At 68.0% G+C, this 14,164-nt stretch carries 14 protein-coding genes; 7 read left to right on the top strand and 7 right to left on the bottom strand.

Features of this window, described 5'->3' with window-relative positions:
- Positions 1 to 55: 55 nt before the first annotated feature.
- The 4 genes from AB4Y80_RS02975 to AB4Y80_RS02960 are packed head-to-tail and all read right to left on the bottom strand — an operon-like array spanning position 56 to position 4,512.
- Entirely contained in the window at positions 56 to 763 is a 708-nt protein-coding gene (locus AB4Y80_RS02975) for a sirohydrochlorin chelatase (RefSeq protein WP_442211834.1), read from the bottom strand.
- A gap of 49 nt (positions 764 to 812) precedes the next feature.
- On the bottom strand, positions 813 to 2,333 hold the full coding sequence (locus AB4Y80_RS02970; RefSeq protein ID WP_442211832.1) for an MFS transporter: 1,521 nt from the start codon (positions 2,331 to 2,333) through the stop codon (positions 813 to 815).
- A complete protein-coding gene (locus AB4Y80_RS02965) occupies positions 2,330 to 3,571 on the bottom strand; it encodes an ABC transporter permease (RefSeq protein WP_442211830.1) in 1,242 nt (413 codons plus the stop codon). The genes AB4Y80_RS02970 and AB4Y80_RS02965 overlap by 4 nt, the downstream gene beginning before the upstream one ends.
- A gap of 2 nt (positions 3,572 to 3,573) precedes the next feature.
- Positions 3,574 to 4,512 carry an ABC transporter ATP-binding protein gene (locus tag AB4Y80_RS02960; protein WP_442211829.1) on the bottom strand — a complete coding sequence of 313 codons (939 nt, stop codon included), beginning with the start codon at positions 4,510 to 4,512 and terminating at the stop codon, positions 3,574 to 3,576.
- Between the two features lie 108 nt (positions 4,513 to 4,620).
- Between AB4Y80_RS02960 and AB4Y80_RS02955 the strand changes: the two genes are divergently transcribed.
- The 3 genes from AB4Y80_RS02955 to AB4Y80_RS02945 all read left to right on the top strand — a co-directional run bounded on the left by AB4Y80_RS02955 (position 4,621) and on the right by AB4Y80_RS02945 (position 6,449).
- Positions 4,621 to 5,265, top strand: a complete 645-nt coding sequence (locus AB4Y80_RS02955; RefSeq protein WP_442211828.1) for a trimeric intracellular cation channel family protein — start codon at positions 4,621 to 4,623, stop codon at positions 5,263 to 5,265.
- 38 nt (positions 5,266 to 5,303) lie between these two features.
- Positions 5,304 to 5,729, top strand: a complete 426-nt coding sequence (locus AB4Y80_RS02950; RefSeq protein ID WP_442211827.1) for a hypothetical protein — start codon at positions 5,304 to 5,306, stop codon at positions 5,727 to 5,729.
- 252 nt (positions 5,730 to 5,981) lie between these two features.
- Positions 5,982 to 6,449, top strand: coding sequence for a Clp protease N-terminal domain-containing protein (locus tag AB4Y80_RS02945; RefSeq protein ID WP_442211826.1), 468 nt, complete (start codon positions 5,982 to 5,984; stop codon positions 6,447 to 6,449).
- Positions 6,450 to 6,480: 31 nt separating this feature from the next.
- On the opposite strand, the gene AB4Y80_RS02940 is transcribed toward AB4Y80_RS02945, so the two are convergent.
- The 3 genes from AB4Y80_RS02940 to AB4Y80_RS02930 are packed head-to-tail and all read right to left on the bottom strand — an operon-like array spanning position 6,481 to position 9,621.
- On the bottom strand, positions 6,481 to 7,584 hold the full coding sequence (locus tag AB4Y80_RS02940; RefSeq protein ID WP_442211825.1) for a polyprenyl synthetase family protein: 1,104 nt from the start codon (positions 7,582 to 7,584) through the stop codon (positions 6,481 to 6,483).
- Positions 7,581 to 8,918 carry a geranylgeranyl reductase family protein gene (locus AB4Y80_RS02935; RefSeq protein WP_442211824.1) on the bottom strand — a complete coding sequence of 446 codons (1,338 nt, stop codon included), beginning with the start codon at positions 8,916 to 8,918 and terminating at the stop codon, positions 7,581 to 7,583. Before AB4Y80_RS02935 ends, AB4Y80_RS02940 begins: the two co-directional genes overlap by 4 nt.
- Before the next feature lies 1 nt (position 8,919).
- A complete protein-coding gene (locus tag AB4Y80_RS02930) occupies positions 8,920 to 9,621 on the bottom strand; it encodes a demethylmenaquinone methyltransferase (RefSeq protein WP_442211822.1) in 702 nt (233 codons plus the stop codon).
- Positions 9,622 to 9,738: 117 nt separating this feature from the next.
- Here AB4Y80_RS02930 and AB4Y80_RS02925 point away from each other — a divergent pair, with 117 nt between their 5' ends.
- The 4 genes from AB4Y80_RS02925 to AB4Y80_RS02910 all read left to right on the top strand — a co-directional run bounded on the left by AB4Y80_RS02925 (position 9,739) and on the right by AB4Y80_RS02910 (position 14,125).
- Positions 9,739 to 11,103 (top strand): isochorismate synthase, encoded by a 1,365-nt coding sequence (locus AB4Y80_RS02925; protein ID WP_442211821.1) that lies wholly within the window; start codon positions 9,739 to 9,741, stop codon positions 11,101 to 11,103.
- 312 nt (positions 11,104 to 11,415) lie between these two features.
- On the top strand, positions 11,416 to 12,354 hold the full coding sequence (locus tag AB4Y80_RS02920) for an ABC transporter substrate-binding protein (RefSeq protein WP_442211820.1): 939 nt from the start codon (positions 11,416 to 11,418) through the stop codon (positions 12,352 to 12,354).
- Entirely contained in the window at positions 12,351 to 13,325 is a 975-nt protein-coding gene (locus AB4Y80_RS02915; protein ID WP_442211819.1) for an amino acid ABC transporter permease, read from the top strand. The genes AB4Y80_RS02920 and AB4Y80_RS02915 overlap by 4 nt, the downstream gene beginning before the upstream one ends.
- A complete protein-coding gene (locus AB4Y80_RS02910) occupies positions 13,322 to 14,125 on the top strand; it encodes an amino acid ABC transporter ATP-binding protein (protein WP_442211818.1) in 804 nt (267 codons plus the stop codon). Before AB4Y80_RS02915 ends, AB4Y80_RS02910 begins: the two co-directional genes overlap by 4 nt.
- The last annotated feature ends 39 nt before the right edge of the window (positions 14,126 to 14,164 follow it).

Here is a 14,164-nt window from a genome sequence, read left to right as displayed (position 1 = left end):
GGCTTCACCGCGGGCAATATTTCGTCACACGCCCCGTTGTGGTGGCGGGTGTGCCCTAGTTCGCCCGGGCCACGGCGGCGTCGAAATGTTCCAGCGCCAGCTGCGCCACCAGCGGGGACGGCAGCAGCGGCCCGCTCACCACGTCCGCCCCGGCCGCAGCCAGCCGGTCATGGAAGTGGCCCGGCGCCAGCAGGTACGAGGCAATGGCCACGCCGGCGGCACCCTGGGACCGCAACTGCGCCACGGCGGCCGGGACGGACGGCTCGGCGCCGGCACAATAGGCGGCCAGCACGCGCTGGGGCCGGCGCACGGCCAGGTCCGCGGCCAGTACCTCAATCTGTTCGGCGGCCTCCGGCCGGGAGGATCCCGCCGCGGCCAGCACGATGCCCCACTTCGCCGGCAGTTCCCCCAACCGCTCATGCAGCAGCCCGGCCAGGCGCGGGTCCGGGCCCAGCGGCACCGCGGCCAGGGCGCCGGGGCGGTCCGCCACGGCACCGGCGATGTCGACCCGCACGTGATGGCCGACCGTCAGCAGGAGCGGCACCACCACGGCCCGCATCCCGGCGGGCACGCCGGCCACCACATCGGCCAGCGCCGGGGCCTGCACGTCAACGTAGGCCTCCAGCACCGCCAGCCCGGGGCGCAGCGCGGCAATGTCGGCCCGGACCTGGTTGATCCGGGCCCGGCCCTCCGCGTTGCCGGTCCCGTGCGCGCAGGCGATCAGGACCGATTCCGGCCCGGTCCCCCTCTCGGCATCACTCATGTTCCCTGCTCCCACTAGTCGGTTTGTCTCCTGCGCGCATGTACGGCACTCACAAAATGGTGGGCAACGGGCCCGGGCCGCCGGGTGTCTGGCGGTCCTGGCCGCCGGGGGCCGCCGCGGCAGGCGCCACGGCCTTCGGGGCCGCCTTGTTGGTGATGCCGACCGCGGAAATGAGCCCGCCGGCCAAGAACAGCAGGGCCGTGACGGCCAGGATGCGCCGGAAGGAATCGAAGTCCAGCACGCCGCCGAGGATCACCCCGGCCAGGGCGACGGCGATCAGGCCGGCGACGCGGGCCACGGCGTTGTTGATGGCCGAGCCGATGCCGCTTTCCTCTTGCGGCACGGCCCCGAGGATGGCGGCGGTCAGCGGCGCCACGGTAATGGACAGGCCCACGGCGAAGGTGATCAGCCCCGGCAAGAGCTGGAGCCAAAAGTTGAACGGCTCGGTGGCGGTGGTCATGAGCCAAAAGCCGCCGCCGGCCACGATCGGGCCCACCGCCATGAACAGCCGGGGCCCGTGCTTGCCGGCCAGGGTGCCGAACGTGCCGGCCAGCAGCAGGGAGATGACGGCGACCGGCATGGACGCCAGCCCCGCCGCGGCGGCCGTGAAGCCGGCAATCTCCTGCAGGAACAGCGTCACCATGAGCGTGCCCAGGGACACCCCGGCGTAAATGAACGCGGTGGCCAGGTTCCCCACGCCAAAGTTCCTGATGCGGAACAGGCGCAGCGGCATCATGGGGTGGCGGCTGCGCGTCTCCCACCACACGAACGCGGCCAACGTTGCCATGCCCACGACGAACGGGATGCCGACGGCGGGGTGCCGCCAGCCCAGGCGGTTCAGTTCGATCAGGGCAAAGACGGTGCCGGCCAGGCCCACGGCGGCCAGGGCGGCCCCGGGGACATCGATCGCGGGCCGGCGGGCGGCGGCCGCCGGTGAACCGGCTGGTGAGCCGGGCGCGGCGGCCGCCACGCCGTCGTCGTCGTGCCCGACAGCGGCCCCCACAGCGTCGGCCGACTGAGGCAACAACAGGCCCCGGAGCATCCACAGCGTGACCGCGATGGGCAGGACATTGATGGCGAAGATCAGCCGCCAGGTGACCAGGTCCACGAGGAGGCCGCCCACCAGCGGCCCGGCCAGGAACGCCGTCCCCGTCCAGGCCGTCCACGAGCCGATGGCCTTGCCCTGCGCCGGGCCGCTGAACGTGGAGGTGATCAGCGCCAGCGAGCTGGGCACCAGAAGCGCCGCCCCCGTCCCCTGCACCCCGCGCGCCACGATCAACAGCAGCCCGCTGGGCGCCACGGCGCAGGCCACCGATGCCAGCCCGAAAATGAACAGCCCGGCGCGCAGGATCCGCACCCGGCCAAAGGTGTCCGACAGGGAGCCGGCGATCAGGATCAGCGACCCCAACGCCAGCAGGTAGGCGTCGACCACCCACTGCTGCGTGGTGATGCCCCCACCCAATTCCCGGATCATGGCCGGCAGGGCCACGTTGACGATGGCCCCGTCCAGGAAGGCGACGAAGGATGCCAGGATCGCCACCGCCAGGACGCGGCGCTGCACGGACGTCACCGGGCCCGCCTTTCGGGCAGGACTTTCCAGCCAAAGACGCTGCGCAGCGAAAGCTTGCGCGAGTACTCGATGGAACCGTACCGGAACAGGTGGACGGCCAGGCGCAGCGCCACGAAGCCCAGGAGGAACAGCTCGGCAATGACCAGGGCCGCCGCCCCGCCGTTGAGCGAGCCGAACCCGTTGCGCAGCATGGCCGTCACGGGTGCCGTGAACGGAAAGTAGGTGAAGATCTGGACGATGACGGAGCCGGGATCGCTGACCACCATGGTCACGATGTAAAACGGGATGAACATCATGATCATCACGGGCGCGAACACGGTGCTCGCATCCTTGGCCGTGGGCATGACCGCGCCGATCCCCACCAGCACGCCGGTGAACAGGATGAATCCGCCGATGAACAGCAGGGCGCCGACGGCCATCGGCCAGAACTGCGGCGTCAGGTGGGAGATGTCAAAGTTGGGCATGGCGAGCTGGTCGTGGAAGAAGACATAGCCAATCACCATGGGCGCCGCGAACACCGTTGCCTGCACGGCGCCGATAAGGAACAGCGAGATCACCTTGCCGACCACCAGCGTCGTGGGGTTCAGCGTGGTCAGGATCATTTCCGTGACCCGATTCTCCTTTTCCTCCAGCGTGGAGGCGAGCATCTGGTTGGCCAGCAGGATGATCGCGACGTAGAAAAGCACCAGGAACAGCAGCGGCGGGATCACCGTTTCCAGCCCGCCGGACGCCCGACCGTTCAAGAACGTCCGCGCCTCGGTGCTGAAATCCCCTTGCACGGCCGCGGACAGTTCCGCCGAACCTACCTTTCCCTGCGCCGACAACACCAGCAGCTGCTTTGCCACGGCGTCATACGTGCCGTTCTTGAAGATCCCCTGGTCCTGCCCGAAAACGCGCACGGGCTCCTTTTGCAGGTCGGCCGGAAAGGCAAAGTAGGCGTTCAGGGTGCCTTCCTGGACGCGTGCGACGGCGGTGCCCGGCTCGGTCTCCGGCTCGCCTCCCATGGCCTTGGCGATCGCGGGGTTCACCAGGTGCGAGGCATCCGAGTAGCTAAAGGCCAGCTTGTCGTTCTTTTGCGCCGCGGCCAGGGTGGACGTGGAGGAATTGCTGATGAACACGAGCCCGAAGATCACCGCCAACAGCACCGGAATGGCCAGCGTGGCGATCCAAAAGCGCCGCTTCTTCACGGTCCGGGTGAACTCGAACTGCACCACCGTGCCCAGGTTGTGCCGTGCCATCCTCAATGCACCCCCGTCCCGGCCGTGGCCGCGGCGCCATAGACCTGGAGGAAGATGTCATCCAGGCTCCGCTTGGCGGCCACAAAGCCGCGCACCACCAGCCCGTTGCCGACCAGCTCGCGCAGCACCTCCGCCTCGTCCACCGTGTCATCCAGGGCCAGTTCGGCGTAGTTGTTCTCCCGCAGGGTCACCCGGTAAAGCCGGGATTCCGGGACGGTGCCGCTGAACTTGAGCCGCACGGTTCGCCCGCCGAACTGGTTTTGCACCTCGTCAATGGTGCCGTAGGCCTCGGCCCGGCCGTCCTTGAGCAGCACGATCCGGTCGCAAAGCCGCTCCACCTCTTCCATTTGGTGGGTCACCATCATCACCGTGGCCCCGGCCCGCTTGCGTTCCTCGATGAGGTCCATGAGCAGGCGGCGGTTCACCGGGTCAAAGCCCTTGGTGGGTTCGTCCAGGATCAGCAGTTCCGGATCGTTCATGATGGTCACGCCCAGCTGGATCTTTTGCTGCTGCCCCGCGGAGAGTTTGTCGACCCGCGTGTCCGCCTTGTCCGCCAGTTCCACCCGGTCCAGGTAGGCCCGCGAAAATGCCTGGGCCTGCGCCCGGGACAGCCCCTTGAGCCGGCCAAAGTAGGTCATGACGTCCAGCACGGACTCTTTCTTATAGAGGCCGCGCTCCTCCGGCAGGTAGCCGAGCCGGGCCCCGTAGTCGTCGCTGAACACCCGGCCGTTGATTTCCAGGACGCCCGACGTCGGCCGGTAGATGCCCAGCAGGGCGCGGATCGTCGTCGTTTTTCCACTGCCGTTGCTGCCCAGGAAGCCAAACGTCTCCCCGCGGGCCACATCAAAGGAGAGCCCGTCGATGACCTGCTTCTCGCCAAATCGCATGTGGAAGTCCTCGATGTGGATCAGCGGGGGTGCAACCGCGGCGGCGATGGTCATGGTGCCAGCCTAGCCACAAATGCCCGCCGCGGCGGTGGGAATTCGCCCGCCGCCTCCCGGCCGCCGTACGCTGGAGGCGGCCCTGCCCCTGACCACAGAATGCGCCCCATGACCCTTGACGTTGCCCTGATGCTGGACCTGTTGGGCGTCTTTTTCTTTGCCGTGTCCGGATCGCTGCTGGCCGCGCGCCAGGGATTCGACCTGGTCGGCTCCCTGCTGCTGGGCTCCCTGGTGGGCCTGGGCGGGGGCGTGCTGCGCGACGTCATCCTCAACAGCGGCCCGCCGGCGGCGTTCAGCAACCCGATCTACTTCGCCCCGCCGCTGCTGGCCGCGGCCGTGGTGTACTTCTTGGCCGGCAAGGTCGAGCGCGGCAGCCGGCTGATCCTCACGTTCGACGCCGGCGGGCTGGCCTTGTTTTGCATCACCGGCACGCTCAAGGCGCTGGAATCGGGGATGAATCCGGTGGCCGCGCTGCTGCTGGGCGTCACCACGGCCGTGGGCGGGGGCGTTTTGCGTGATGTGACGGCCAACCAGACCCCGCGCCTCTTCGATCCCCGGGACCTGTACGCCATCCCGGCCCTCCTCGGCGCCGGGATCACCGCCGCGCTGTGGTATTTGGGCTGGCTGGACCTGGCCACCGGCACCGTCGCCGCCGTCCTGGTGTTCGCGCTGCGCATGCTGGGCCTGCGGTTTGGCTGGCATGCCCCGCTGGCCGCCCGGAGCTGGGCGCGCCCACGATTCCGGCGCGGCTAGGATTGACCCTGATGCCGTTGCCGAGCTGGGAGAAATGAATGTCCGACATGTTCTTGGAGAAGTTCCGCGCCCTGGTGCCCCTTTACCTGCAGGAACCATGGCAGGAGGCCGACGGGATCGCCTTGGCGGACCTCGAGGCGATCTTTGCCGAGCTGCACCTAAGCGTTCCGCAGGCGCTGCGCGAATTCCTGCACGCCCTGGGCAACTGCGAGGAACTCATGGAGGCGTACTACTACTTCTGGGATCCGGAGGAGCTGGAAATCCAGGACGGCTACCTGCTGTTCCTGGAGGACGAGGACGAGGCCTACACCTGGGGCGTCCGCGCCGACCAGGCCGACATCCCGGACCCGATCGTCTGGCGCCGCAACAACGCCACGGGTGCCTGGGTCAACGAGGAAGGCACGTTCAGCGAGTTCGTCTTCGACATGCTCGACTGGGTCTTCAACGACGACGAAGAAGACTAGCCCCGCCGCCTCAACCAACCCGCCATACCCGCCGCCATGTGACCCGCAATAGATGTCGAGAATTCCCGATTTTCGCCCATTTTTCGACATCTATCGCGGGTCAGTTGCGGCTGCGGCGGATTGTCCATGGACATCGGCGAACCGGGAATCTACCCTGAGCTAAAAGGGCTCCGACCAGGCGGCCACAAACAGGTGCGGCCCGCCCGGGGCTCCGGGGTCTAAGTGAAGACAACCCGCGATCCGTAGGATGTGATGGACGTGTTTGAACTGTTCACCGACGCCGCCGAAGCAGTCGTGCTCCGCGGCCATGAAGAGGCGTTGGGCGTGAACGCCGACCAAATCGAACCCGTCCACCTGCTGCTGAGCATCATGGACGCCGACGACGGCATCGCCGCGACGGTGCTGCAGGGCGAAGGGGTGAGCCGGCAGTCCGTCATCCGCGAACTGGGGCTCTCGGAAACTCCGCCGACCGCGCAGCGCCGCGGCAGTCTGCGCAGCCGGCTCAAGGGCAACGCCATGCAGTTCTCCGGCGCATCCCAGCAGGCGCTCACGGCGGCCGAACAGCGGGCCCGGGAACTGCAAAGCCCGGCCATCACCGCCGAACACCTGTTGCTGGGGTTGCTCGAGGCCGACGAAATGCGGGAACTGCTGGCGGCCCTGGGCGCCGGCGCCGACTCGATCACCCGCACGGTCACTGAGCGGCTCAAGAGCGCCGGCTGACACACCCGATCCCCAGCCGTACCGACGGGGCTCAGACGTCGCGGGCAACCACTGCTTCGGCAAAGCTGGCCAGGGCCGTCTTGACCATGCCCTCGGGCAGCGGGGCGAGCGAGGCGATGGCGTCGGCGGACCATTCGCGGGCCACCTGCCACGATGTCGCCGTCACGGGGTGCTCGCGCAGCGCGGCCACGGCCTCGGCCAGGCTCTCGTCGCTGCTCAGGTCCCCGTCCACCAACGCCAGCACACCGGCGGCGGAGGCGTCCCCGTCGGCGGCGGCCTTGCGCAGCAGCAGCACCGGCAGCGTGGGCACGCCCTCGCGCAGGTCCGTGCCGGGCGACTTCCCGGACACCTGCTTGAGCCCGGTGACGTCAATGACGTCGTCGGCCAGTTGGAAGGCGACGCCCACCTTCTCCCCGTACTGGATCAGCACGTCCACGATCTCCTCGGAGACCCCGGCGAAAATGGCCCCGAGTTGCCCGGAGGCGGCCACGAGCGAGCCGGTCTTGTCGGCGATGACGGACAGGTAGTGCTCCACCGGGTCCTCGTCCTCGCGCGGGCCGACCGTCTCGTGCAGCTGCCCCAGGCAGAGGCGCTCAAAGGTGCGGGCCTGGATGCCCAGCGCCTTGGCGCCCAGTTCGGAGACCAGGATGGATGCGCGGGCAAAGATCAGGTCGCCGGTGAGGATTGCCACGGTGTTGCCCCACACCTCGTGGGCGGTGGGCGCGCCGCGGCGGAAGGGCGCGGAGTCCATCACGTCGTCGTGATAGAGCGTGGCCAGGTGCGTTAGTTCCACCACGACGGCGGCCTGCACCACTTCCTTGCGGGTCGCGTCCCCGAGGTGGGCGGCCAGCAGCGTCAACAGGGGCCGGATGCGCTTGCCGCCGGCCTCCACGAGGTGGCGGCTGGTGGCATCGGCGAGCGGGTCGGAGTTGGCAATGGCCTCGCGCAGCACCTTTTCCACCTTGGCCAGGCTCATCGCGATGGACGGGCCCAGCTCGGGGTCCCCCGCGACGGCGGAGAATCCCTTGGGCAACTGCAATCCGGTGGCGATGGCCATGGTGCTGGGGTTGGGGTCGTCGGTGACGGCAAGCCCGTGTCCGGCGTGGGTCCAGCTGTGGTTCTCGGAAGTAGTCACTGCTTAACACTAACTATTGGTAGGGATTGTTGCTTGGCCAAGGGGGAACTGCGCTGGTTGCCGGTCGCGGGGACCAGGTGCTCCAGTAGATGAATCACTCTATCCTCAAATCCGCGTTCCCCCGCGTCGGTGAGGTTGGCCATCAGGCGCACCACAAAGCGCATCAGAACGGGGACGGGCATGCCGGTGCGCAGGGCCAACTTCATGACCGCCGGCTTGCCGATCAGCCCGGCAAAGATGCGGCCCAGCGTGAAGTGGCTGCCCCATTGCGCCCGGACGACGTCGCCGTAGCCGGAGAGGACGTGGCCGGCGGCCAGGCGGGAATTCGTCCCGGCGGCCCGGGCGATCAACTCGGCCGCGAACCGGGCCGATTCCATCGCGTAGGAGATGCCCTCCCCGTTGAACGGGCTGACCATGCCGCCGGCGTCGCCGAGCAACAGCAGCCCGTCGGAATAGTGCGGGGTCCGGTTGAAGCCCATCGGCAGGGCGGCGCCGCGGATGGGCCCCACCTGGTTTTCCGGCGTGAAGCCCCATTCCGGCGGCATGGCCGCGGTCCATTCGCGCAGCACCGCCCTGTAGTCCAGCTTGCCGAACTCCTTGGAGGAGTTCAGGATGCCCAGGCCCACATTGGCGGTGCCGTCCCCCACCCCGAACACCCAGCCGTACCCGGGCAGGGGCGCGCCGGGACGCCCGGCAGGGGCCGGCGCGTTGAGTTCCAGCCAGCCCTCCATCCAGTCGTCGTCGTGCCGCGGGGACGTGAAATAGGTCCGGTACGCGACTCCCATGGGCCGGTCGTCGCGTTTGTGGTACCCCAGCGAAACCGCCGTCCGGGTGGAGTTGCCGTCGGCGGCCAGCACGACGTCGGCATGAAAGTCGCGCGTTTCCCCCGTCTTGCGCCCGGCCCCGTCCAGGACGGATGCCCGGGCACCGACCACCGTGCCGGCGTCGTCCGTCAGGGCCGACGTGACCGAATGGCCTTCCAACACCACCGCGCCGGCGGCCTGCGCGTGGCGGGCCAGGGCCTCGTCAAAGCCGAGCCGGGTGCGGATGAGCCCGTAGTTGGGGAAGTTGCTCAGCTCCGGCCACGGCACTTCCACAGTGCGCCCGCCGGCGACCAGGCGCAGGCCCTTGTTGCGGCGCCAGCCGTCGGAGGGGTTGTGCGGGAGGCCCATGAGCCGCATTTCGCGCACGGCCCGGGGGGTCAGCCCGTCCCCGCACACCTTCTCCCGCGGGAACCGGGTCTTTTCCAGCACGGTGACCTCGATTCCGGCGGTGGCCAGGTGCCAGGCCGCGGTGGATCCGGCGGGACCGGCCCCTACGATCAGTACCTTCACGTCAGTCCACGGACGACTTGACGGCACGGTGCACGGCCACGATGCCGCCGCTGAGGTTGCGGTAGGCCACCTGGGACCAGCCGGATTCACTGAGCCAGGCGGAGAGCTCGTCCTGGTTGGGCCAGGCGCGGATGGACTCGGCCAGGTACACGTAGGCGGCCGGGTTGGAGGCGACCTTCTTGGCGATGGGCGGCAGCGCCCGCATGAGGTATTCGGTGTAGACCGTGCGCCACGGGGCAAACGTGGGGTGGGAGAACTCGGCGACGACCAGTTTCCCGCCGGGCTTGGTCACGCGCAGCATCTCCGCAAGGCCCTTCTTCGGGTCGATGACGTTGCGCAGGCCAAAGGAGATGGTGGTGGCGTCAAAGGAGTTGTCCGCGAAGGGCAGGTTGGTGGCGTCCCCGGCGATGAAGTCGATGTCGGGGCGGCGGCGCTTGCCCACCTTCAGCATGCCCACCGAGAAGTCGCAGGCGACGACGGCGATGCCGGCGTCGGCGTACGGCTCGCTGGAGGTTCCGGTGCCGGCGGCCAGGTCCAGGACGCGCTGGCCGCGCACGGCACCCACGGCGTCCACCACAATCTTGCGCCAGCGGCGGGTCTGCCCCATGGACAAGATGTCATTGACAAGGTCGTATTTGGGGGCCACGTCGTCAAACATGGCTGCCACTTCTTCCGGACGCTTCTCCAACGATGCACGGTTCACCCCCCTAGTCTCTCAAACTTTGCTGCGGTTCGCGCGCCGGGGCGGCTCACTCACCCGATGCCGGGCGCCGGAGCCGGGGGCGGGGACGGCACGGCGGGCGAGTAATCTTGACTCATCATGACTGCAACCCTCCCCACCCATCCGCTGCGCACCCTGACCCTGGCCCTGGACCCCGCCGCGCTGGGTGATTTTTCGCTCACCGGCCCCGCCGGCCTGCTGCCGGCCGACCCGTTCTGCTGGCTGCGCCGCGGCGAGGGCCTGGTGGGGATCGGGGAATGCGCGTCCTTTACCGGCACCGGTCCCGATCGCTTCGCGGACGCCGAACAGTGGTGGAAGGACCTGCTGGCCGGCGCCGTCGTGGTGGACCCCGTCCGCGTGCCCGGCACCGGCGCCCTCGCGTTTGGCTCCTTCGCGTTCTCCAAGACCAGCCCCCACCCGTCCGTGCTGGTGGTGCCGGCCCTGGTGGTCGGCTTCCGCGACGGCGAGGCGTGGCTGACGCAATTGAGCACCGACGGGGCCGTTCCCACCGCCGGGTCCGCCCATGCGCTGCTCCGTGAAGCCCTGCTGTGCGCGGAGATGGCCGACGCGCCGGGGGACGGGGCGGCGGCGCCCGCGGCGGACCGCACCGCTGCGGGCACCGCCCCTCGCGGCACCCTGCGGGCCGGCGCGCTGACCGAAGCAGAATGGATGGACTCGGTCACATCGGGCGTGCAGGCAATCGAGCGCGGCGGGCTGGACAAGGTGGTTTTGGCCCGCGATGTGCTGGCCACCTTCCCGGAACCGGTCTCCCGGGTCTCAATCCTGCAACGATTGGTGCAAAGCTACGACGAATGCTGGACGTATGGCGTGCGCGGGCTGGTGGGCGCCACACCGGAGATGTTGATCAAGGTGGACGGGACCACGGCCCAGGCCAGGGTCCTGGCCGGCACGCTGGACCGCGAGGACGAACCCGCCGGGTCAACGGGCTTCGCGGCCGCCGTGTTGGGCGGTTCCCTCAAGCAACGCCAGGAGCACGACTTCGCCGTGCGGTCGCTGACCCGCCAGCTGGCCCCCTTCGCCACGGACCTCTCCTTCCCCGCCGAGCCGTTCATCCTGGAGCTGCCCAACGTGTGGCACCTGGCCTCGGACGTCAGCGCCGAACTGGCCGGGCGCGACGGGCATTTGCCGACCTCCCTGGCCCTGGTGGAGGCGCTGCACCCGACGGCGGCGGTATGCGGAACGCCGCGGGAAGACGCGGGAAAGCTCATCCTGGAGCTGGAAAAAATGGACCGCGGACCCTACGCCGGGCCGGTGGGCTGGATGGACGGGGCGGGCAACGGGGAATGGGGCATCGCCCTGCGCGGCGCCGTACTGGAAACCCCCACGACGGTGCGCATGTACGCCGGCGCCGGCATCGTGGAGGCCTCCGATCCCGCCGCCGAACTGGCCGAAACGTGGGCCAAGTTCCGTCCCATGCTGCAGGCGCTGGGGTTGCACGCCTAGTCCGGCACACCCCCGGAAGCGGCCCGCCGACGGGACCTTCCGGAGCCCCTGCGCCGCGCGGGTCCGCCGGTCCGCCCACCACGCCGGGCCCCCAAATACGCCGATCTGAGCCCGCGGCGCCCCCTGCGGCGCCCGCTCGGGCCGCCGACCCGCGGGTGGGGTCTGGCATTCCAGACAGCGGGTCCGGCTTAGGACTTGCGAGCGGATCAATAAAGTTGTTCAATAGTGAAACATCGTTTACCGTGATGCAAATCACATGGCGCTACACTAGATTTCGAAGATGTGCTCCAGTTCCGAAACAAAGGGTAAAACATGCAAATTTCATCGAGGCTGACCTTTCGCCTGGCCGCAGTCGCCGCCATCGCCGGAATGGCGCTGACCGGTTGCACCACGGCGTCCCAGGAGGCAGCTCCCGGGTCCACGGTCAACACCGGAAGCGCCGCCGCTTTCGACCCCAGCACCGTGGCCAAGGACGACGCCCTCATCGCACTGCTGCCGGCAACCCTGAAGGACAAGGCCACCATCGAAGTTGGCTCCGACACTTCCTACGAGCCGGCTGAATTCCTGGACAAGGACGGCCAGACCCCCATCGGCTACGACGTGGACCTGGCCAAGGCCATCGCCGCGACCCTCGGCAAGAAGGCCGTCGTCCACACCGCGGACTTCTCCTCGATCCTGCCCAAGCTGGGCACGGTGTATGACCTGGGCATGTCCTCCTTTACGATCAACCCGGAACGCTCCAAGGCTGTGAACTTCGTCAGCTACTTCAATGCCGGCGTGCTCTGGGCGGTCCAGAAGGGCAACCCCAAGGGCATCAACATGAATGATCTTTGCGGCAAGAAGATCGGCGTGCAGACCGGCACCGTCGAGGAAGACCCCGACGTTTCGGACCGCTCCAAGGCCTGCGTCGCCGCCGGCAAGCCCGCCATCCAGGTTGTGTCGCTGAAGAACCAGACGGAGGTCACCACCCGCCTGGTGGGCGGGACCATCGACGCCATGAGCGCCGACTCCCCCATCATCAAGAACGCGCTGGCCAAGACCAACGGCCAGCTCGAAACGCTGGGCGAGGTCTATGACTCCGCCGAGCAGGGCATCGCGATCGCCAAGGCGGACACCGAGTTTGCCGGCGTCATCGAGAAAGTCATGAACAAGCTCATGACGGACGGCTCGTACACCAAGATCCTGGAAAAGTGGAACAACACGGACGGCGCCATCGCCAAGGCCGTCCTCAATCCAACGGCTAAAAGTTGAGTAGACCAACCCTCCGCAAACCCGCACTCGGCCCGGGTGCCGACCTGGAACTGATTGACGCAGTTCCGGTCCGGCACCCCGGCCGGTGGGTCGGCGCCGCCGCCATCATCTTGGTGCTGGTGCTTGTCATCCAGTCGGTGACGACGAACAAGCTGTTCTACTGGGGCACCTTCCGGACGTACCTTTTTGACGTCCTGGTCATCCAGGGCGTGGGCTGGACCCTCATCCTGACGGTCACCTCGATGGTCATGGCCATCGCGCTGGCCATCATGCTGGCGTTCATGCGCCAGTCGGAAAACCCCATCTTCCGGTATGTGGCCTGGGTGTGGGTGTGGTTCTTCCGGGGCACCCCTGTATATACCCAGCTGCTGTTCTGGGGCTCGGTCGGGGCCCTGTACCCGAAGATCGTTGTGGGGGTCCCGTTCGGGCCCGAGCTATTCTCCTGGGACACGGCCACGGTCATCAACGCCACCGTGGCGGCCATCGTCGGACTTGGCCTGAACGAGTCCGCCTACCTGGCCGAGATTTTCCGGGCCGGACTGAAGTCCGTGGACAGTGGGCAGATGGAGGCCGCCGAGGCGCTGGGCATGCGCAAGTCCAAGGTCATGTGGCGGATCATCCTGCCGCAGGCCATGCGTGTGATCATCCCCCCGACGGGCAACGAAACCATCGGCATGCTCAAGACCACCTCACTGGTTTTGGCGGTCCCGTTCACCCTGGACCTGACGTTTGTGACCAACGCGTTGGCCAGCCGGACGTTCCTGCCCATTCCGTTGCTGATGGTGGCCGCGTTCTGGTACCTGGTCATCACCTCGGTGCTGATGGTGGGCCAGTACTACATTGAACGACACTTCGGCAAGGGTGTGGACAACGTCATGAAGGCGCCGGTCCGGGCCACCGCCGCCGTGGCCGCGGCCCACGCCAAGCCGCTGGAAACCACCGATGACACAACGGAAGGTGGCGTGTCATGACCGACACCGCCTCATTGGGCACGCAAAAAACCGCCGGAGTGAAGCCGCTGGTGGACATTCAGGGCGTGCACAAGTTCTTTGGCGAGCACCACGTGCTCCAGGGCATCGACATGAGCGTCGCCCCCGGGGAAGTCTCGGTGATCATCGGACCGTCCGGATCCGGGAAGTCCACCCTGTTGCGCTGCATCAACCTGCTCGAAACCATCAGCGCCGGGCGGATCTACGTCCACGACGACCTCATTGGCTACCGCGACGTCAACGGCACGCTGCACGACTTGAACTCCAAGCAGATCGCGGCCCAGCGCCGGGAGATCGGCATGGTCTTCCAGCGCTTCAACCTCTTCCCGCACAAAACGGCGCTGCACAACATCCTCGAGGCGCCAACCCAGGTGAAGCGGCAGTCCAAGGCGGCGGCACGGGTGAAGGCGCTGGAACTGCTGGAGATGGTGGGCCTGAGCGATCACGCCAACCACTACCCGGCCCAGCTGTCCGGCGGCCAGCAGCAGCGCGTCGCCATCGCCCGGGCCCTGGCCATGGAACCGGAGCTCATGCTCTTCGACGAGCCGACGTCCGCGCTGGATCCCGAGCTCGTCGGCGACGTGTTGAACGTGATGAAGGACCTCGCCAAGTCCGGCATGACCATGATCGTCGTCACCCACGAGATCGGCTTTGCCCGTGAAGTCGGTGACACCCTGACATTCATGGACGGCGGCGTCGTGGTCGAAAGCGGCAACCCGCGCGAGATCATCGCCAACCCGCAGCACCACAGGACGCAGGAGTTCCTCAGCCGCGTCCTCTAGCCCCCTCCTCCACCCCTCTCTCCACCCCTCTCCGCCACC

Source organism: Specibacter sp. RAF43 (assembly GCF_052114065.1).
Classification (GTDB): Bacteria; Actinomycetota; Actinomycetes; order Actinomycetales; family Micrococcaceae; genus Specibacter.
The sequence above is the reverse complement of the archived record's forward strand: the minus strand, read 5'-3'. Positions and strand labels throughout refer to the sequence as shown.

Excerpts from the sequence above, each read along its gene's own strand:
- AB4Y80_RS02920 (WP_442211820.1), top strand. The coding sequence starts at position 11,416 with ATGCAAATTTCATCGAGGCTGACCTTTCGCCTGGCCGCAGTCGCCGCC.
- AB4Y80_RS02945 (WP_442211826.1), top strand. The coding sequence starts at position 5,982 with ATGGACGTGTTTGAACTGTTCACCGACGCCGCCGAAGCAGTCGTGCTC.
- AB4Y80_RS02950 (WP_442211827.1), top strand. The coding sequence starts at position 5,304 with ATGTCCGACATGTTCTTGGAGAAGTTCCGCGCCCTGGTGCCCCTTTAC.
- AB4Y80_RS02960 (WP_442211829.1), bottom strand. The coding sequence starts at position 4,512 with ATGACCATCGCCGCCGCGGTTGCACCCCCGCTGATCCACATCGAGGAC.
- AB4Y80_RS02965 (WP_442211830.1), bottom strand. The coding sequence starts at position 3,571 with ATGGCACGGCACAACCTGGGCACGGTGGTGCAGTTCGAGTTCACCCGG.
- AB4Y80_RS02910 (WP_442211818.1), top strand. The coding sequence starts at position 13,322 with ATGACCGACACCGCCTCATTGGGCACGCAAAAAACCGCCGGAGTGAAG.
- AB4Y80_RS02925 (WP_442211821.1), top strand. The coding sequence starts at position 9,739 with ATGACTGCAACCCTCCCCACCCATCCGCTGCGCACCCTGACCCTGGCC.
- AB4Y80_RS02975 (WP_442211834.1), bottom strand. The coding sequence starts at position 763 with ATGAGTGATGCCGAGAGGGGGACCGGGCCGGAATCGGTCCTGATCGCC.
- AB4Y80_RS02955 (WP_442211828.1), top strand. The coding sequence starts at position 4,621 with ATGACCCTTGACGTTGCCCTGATGCTGGACCTGTTGGGCGTCTTTTTC.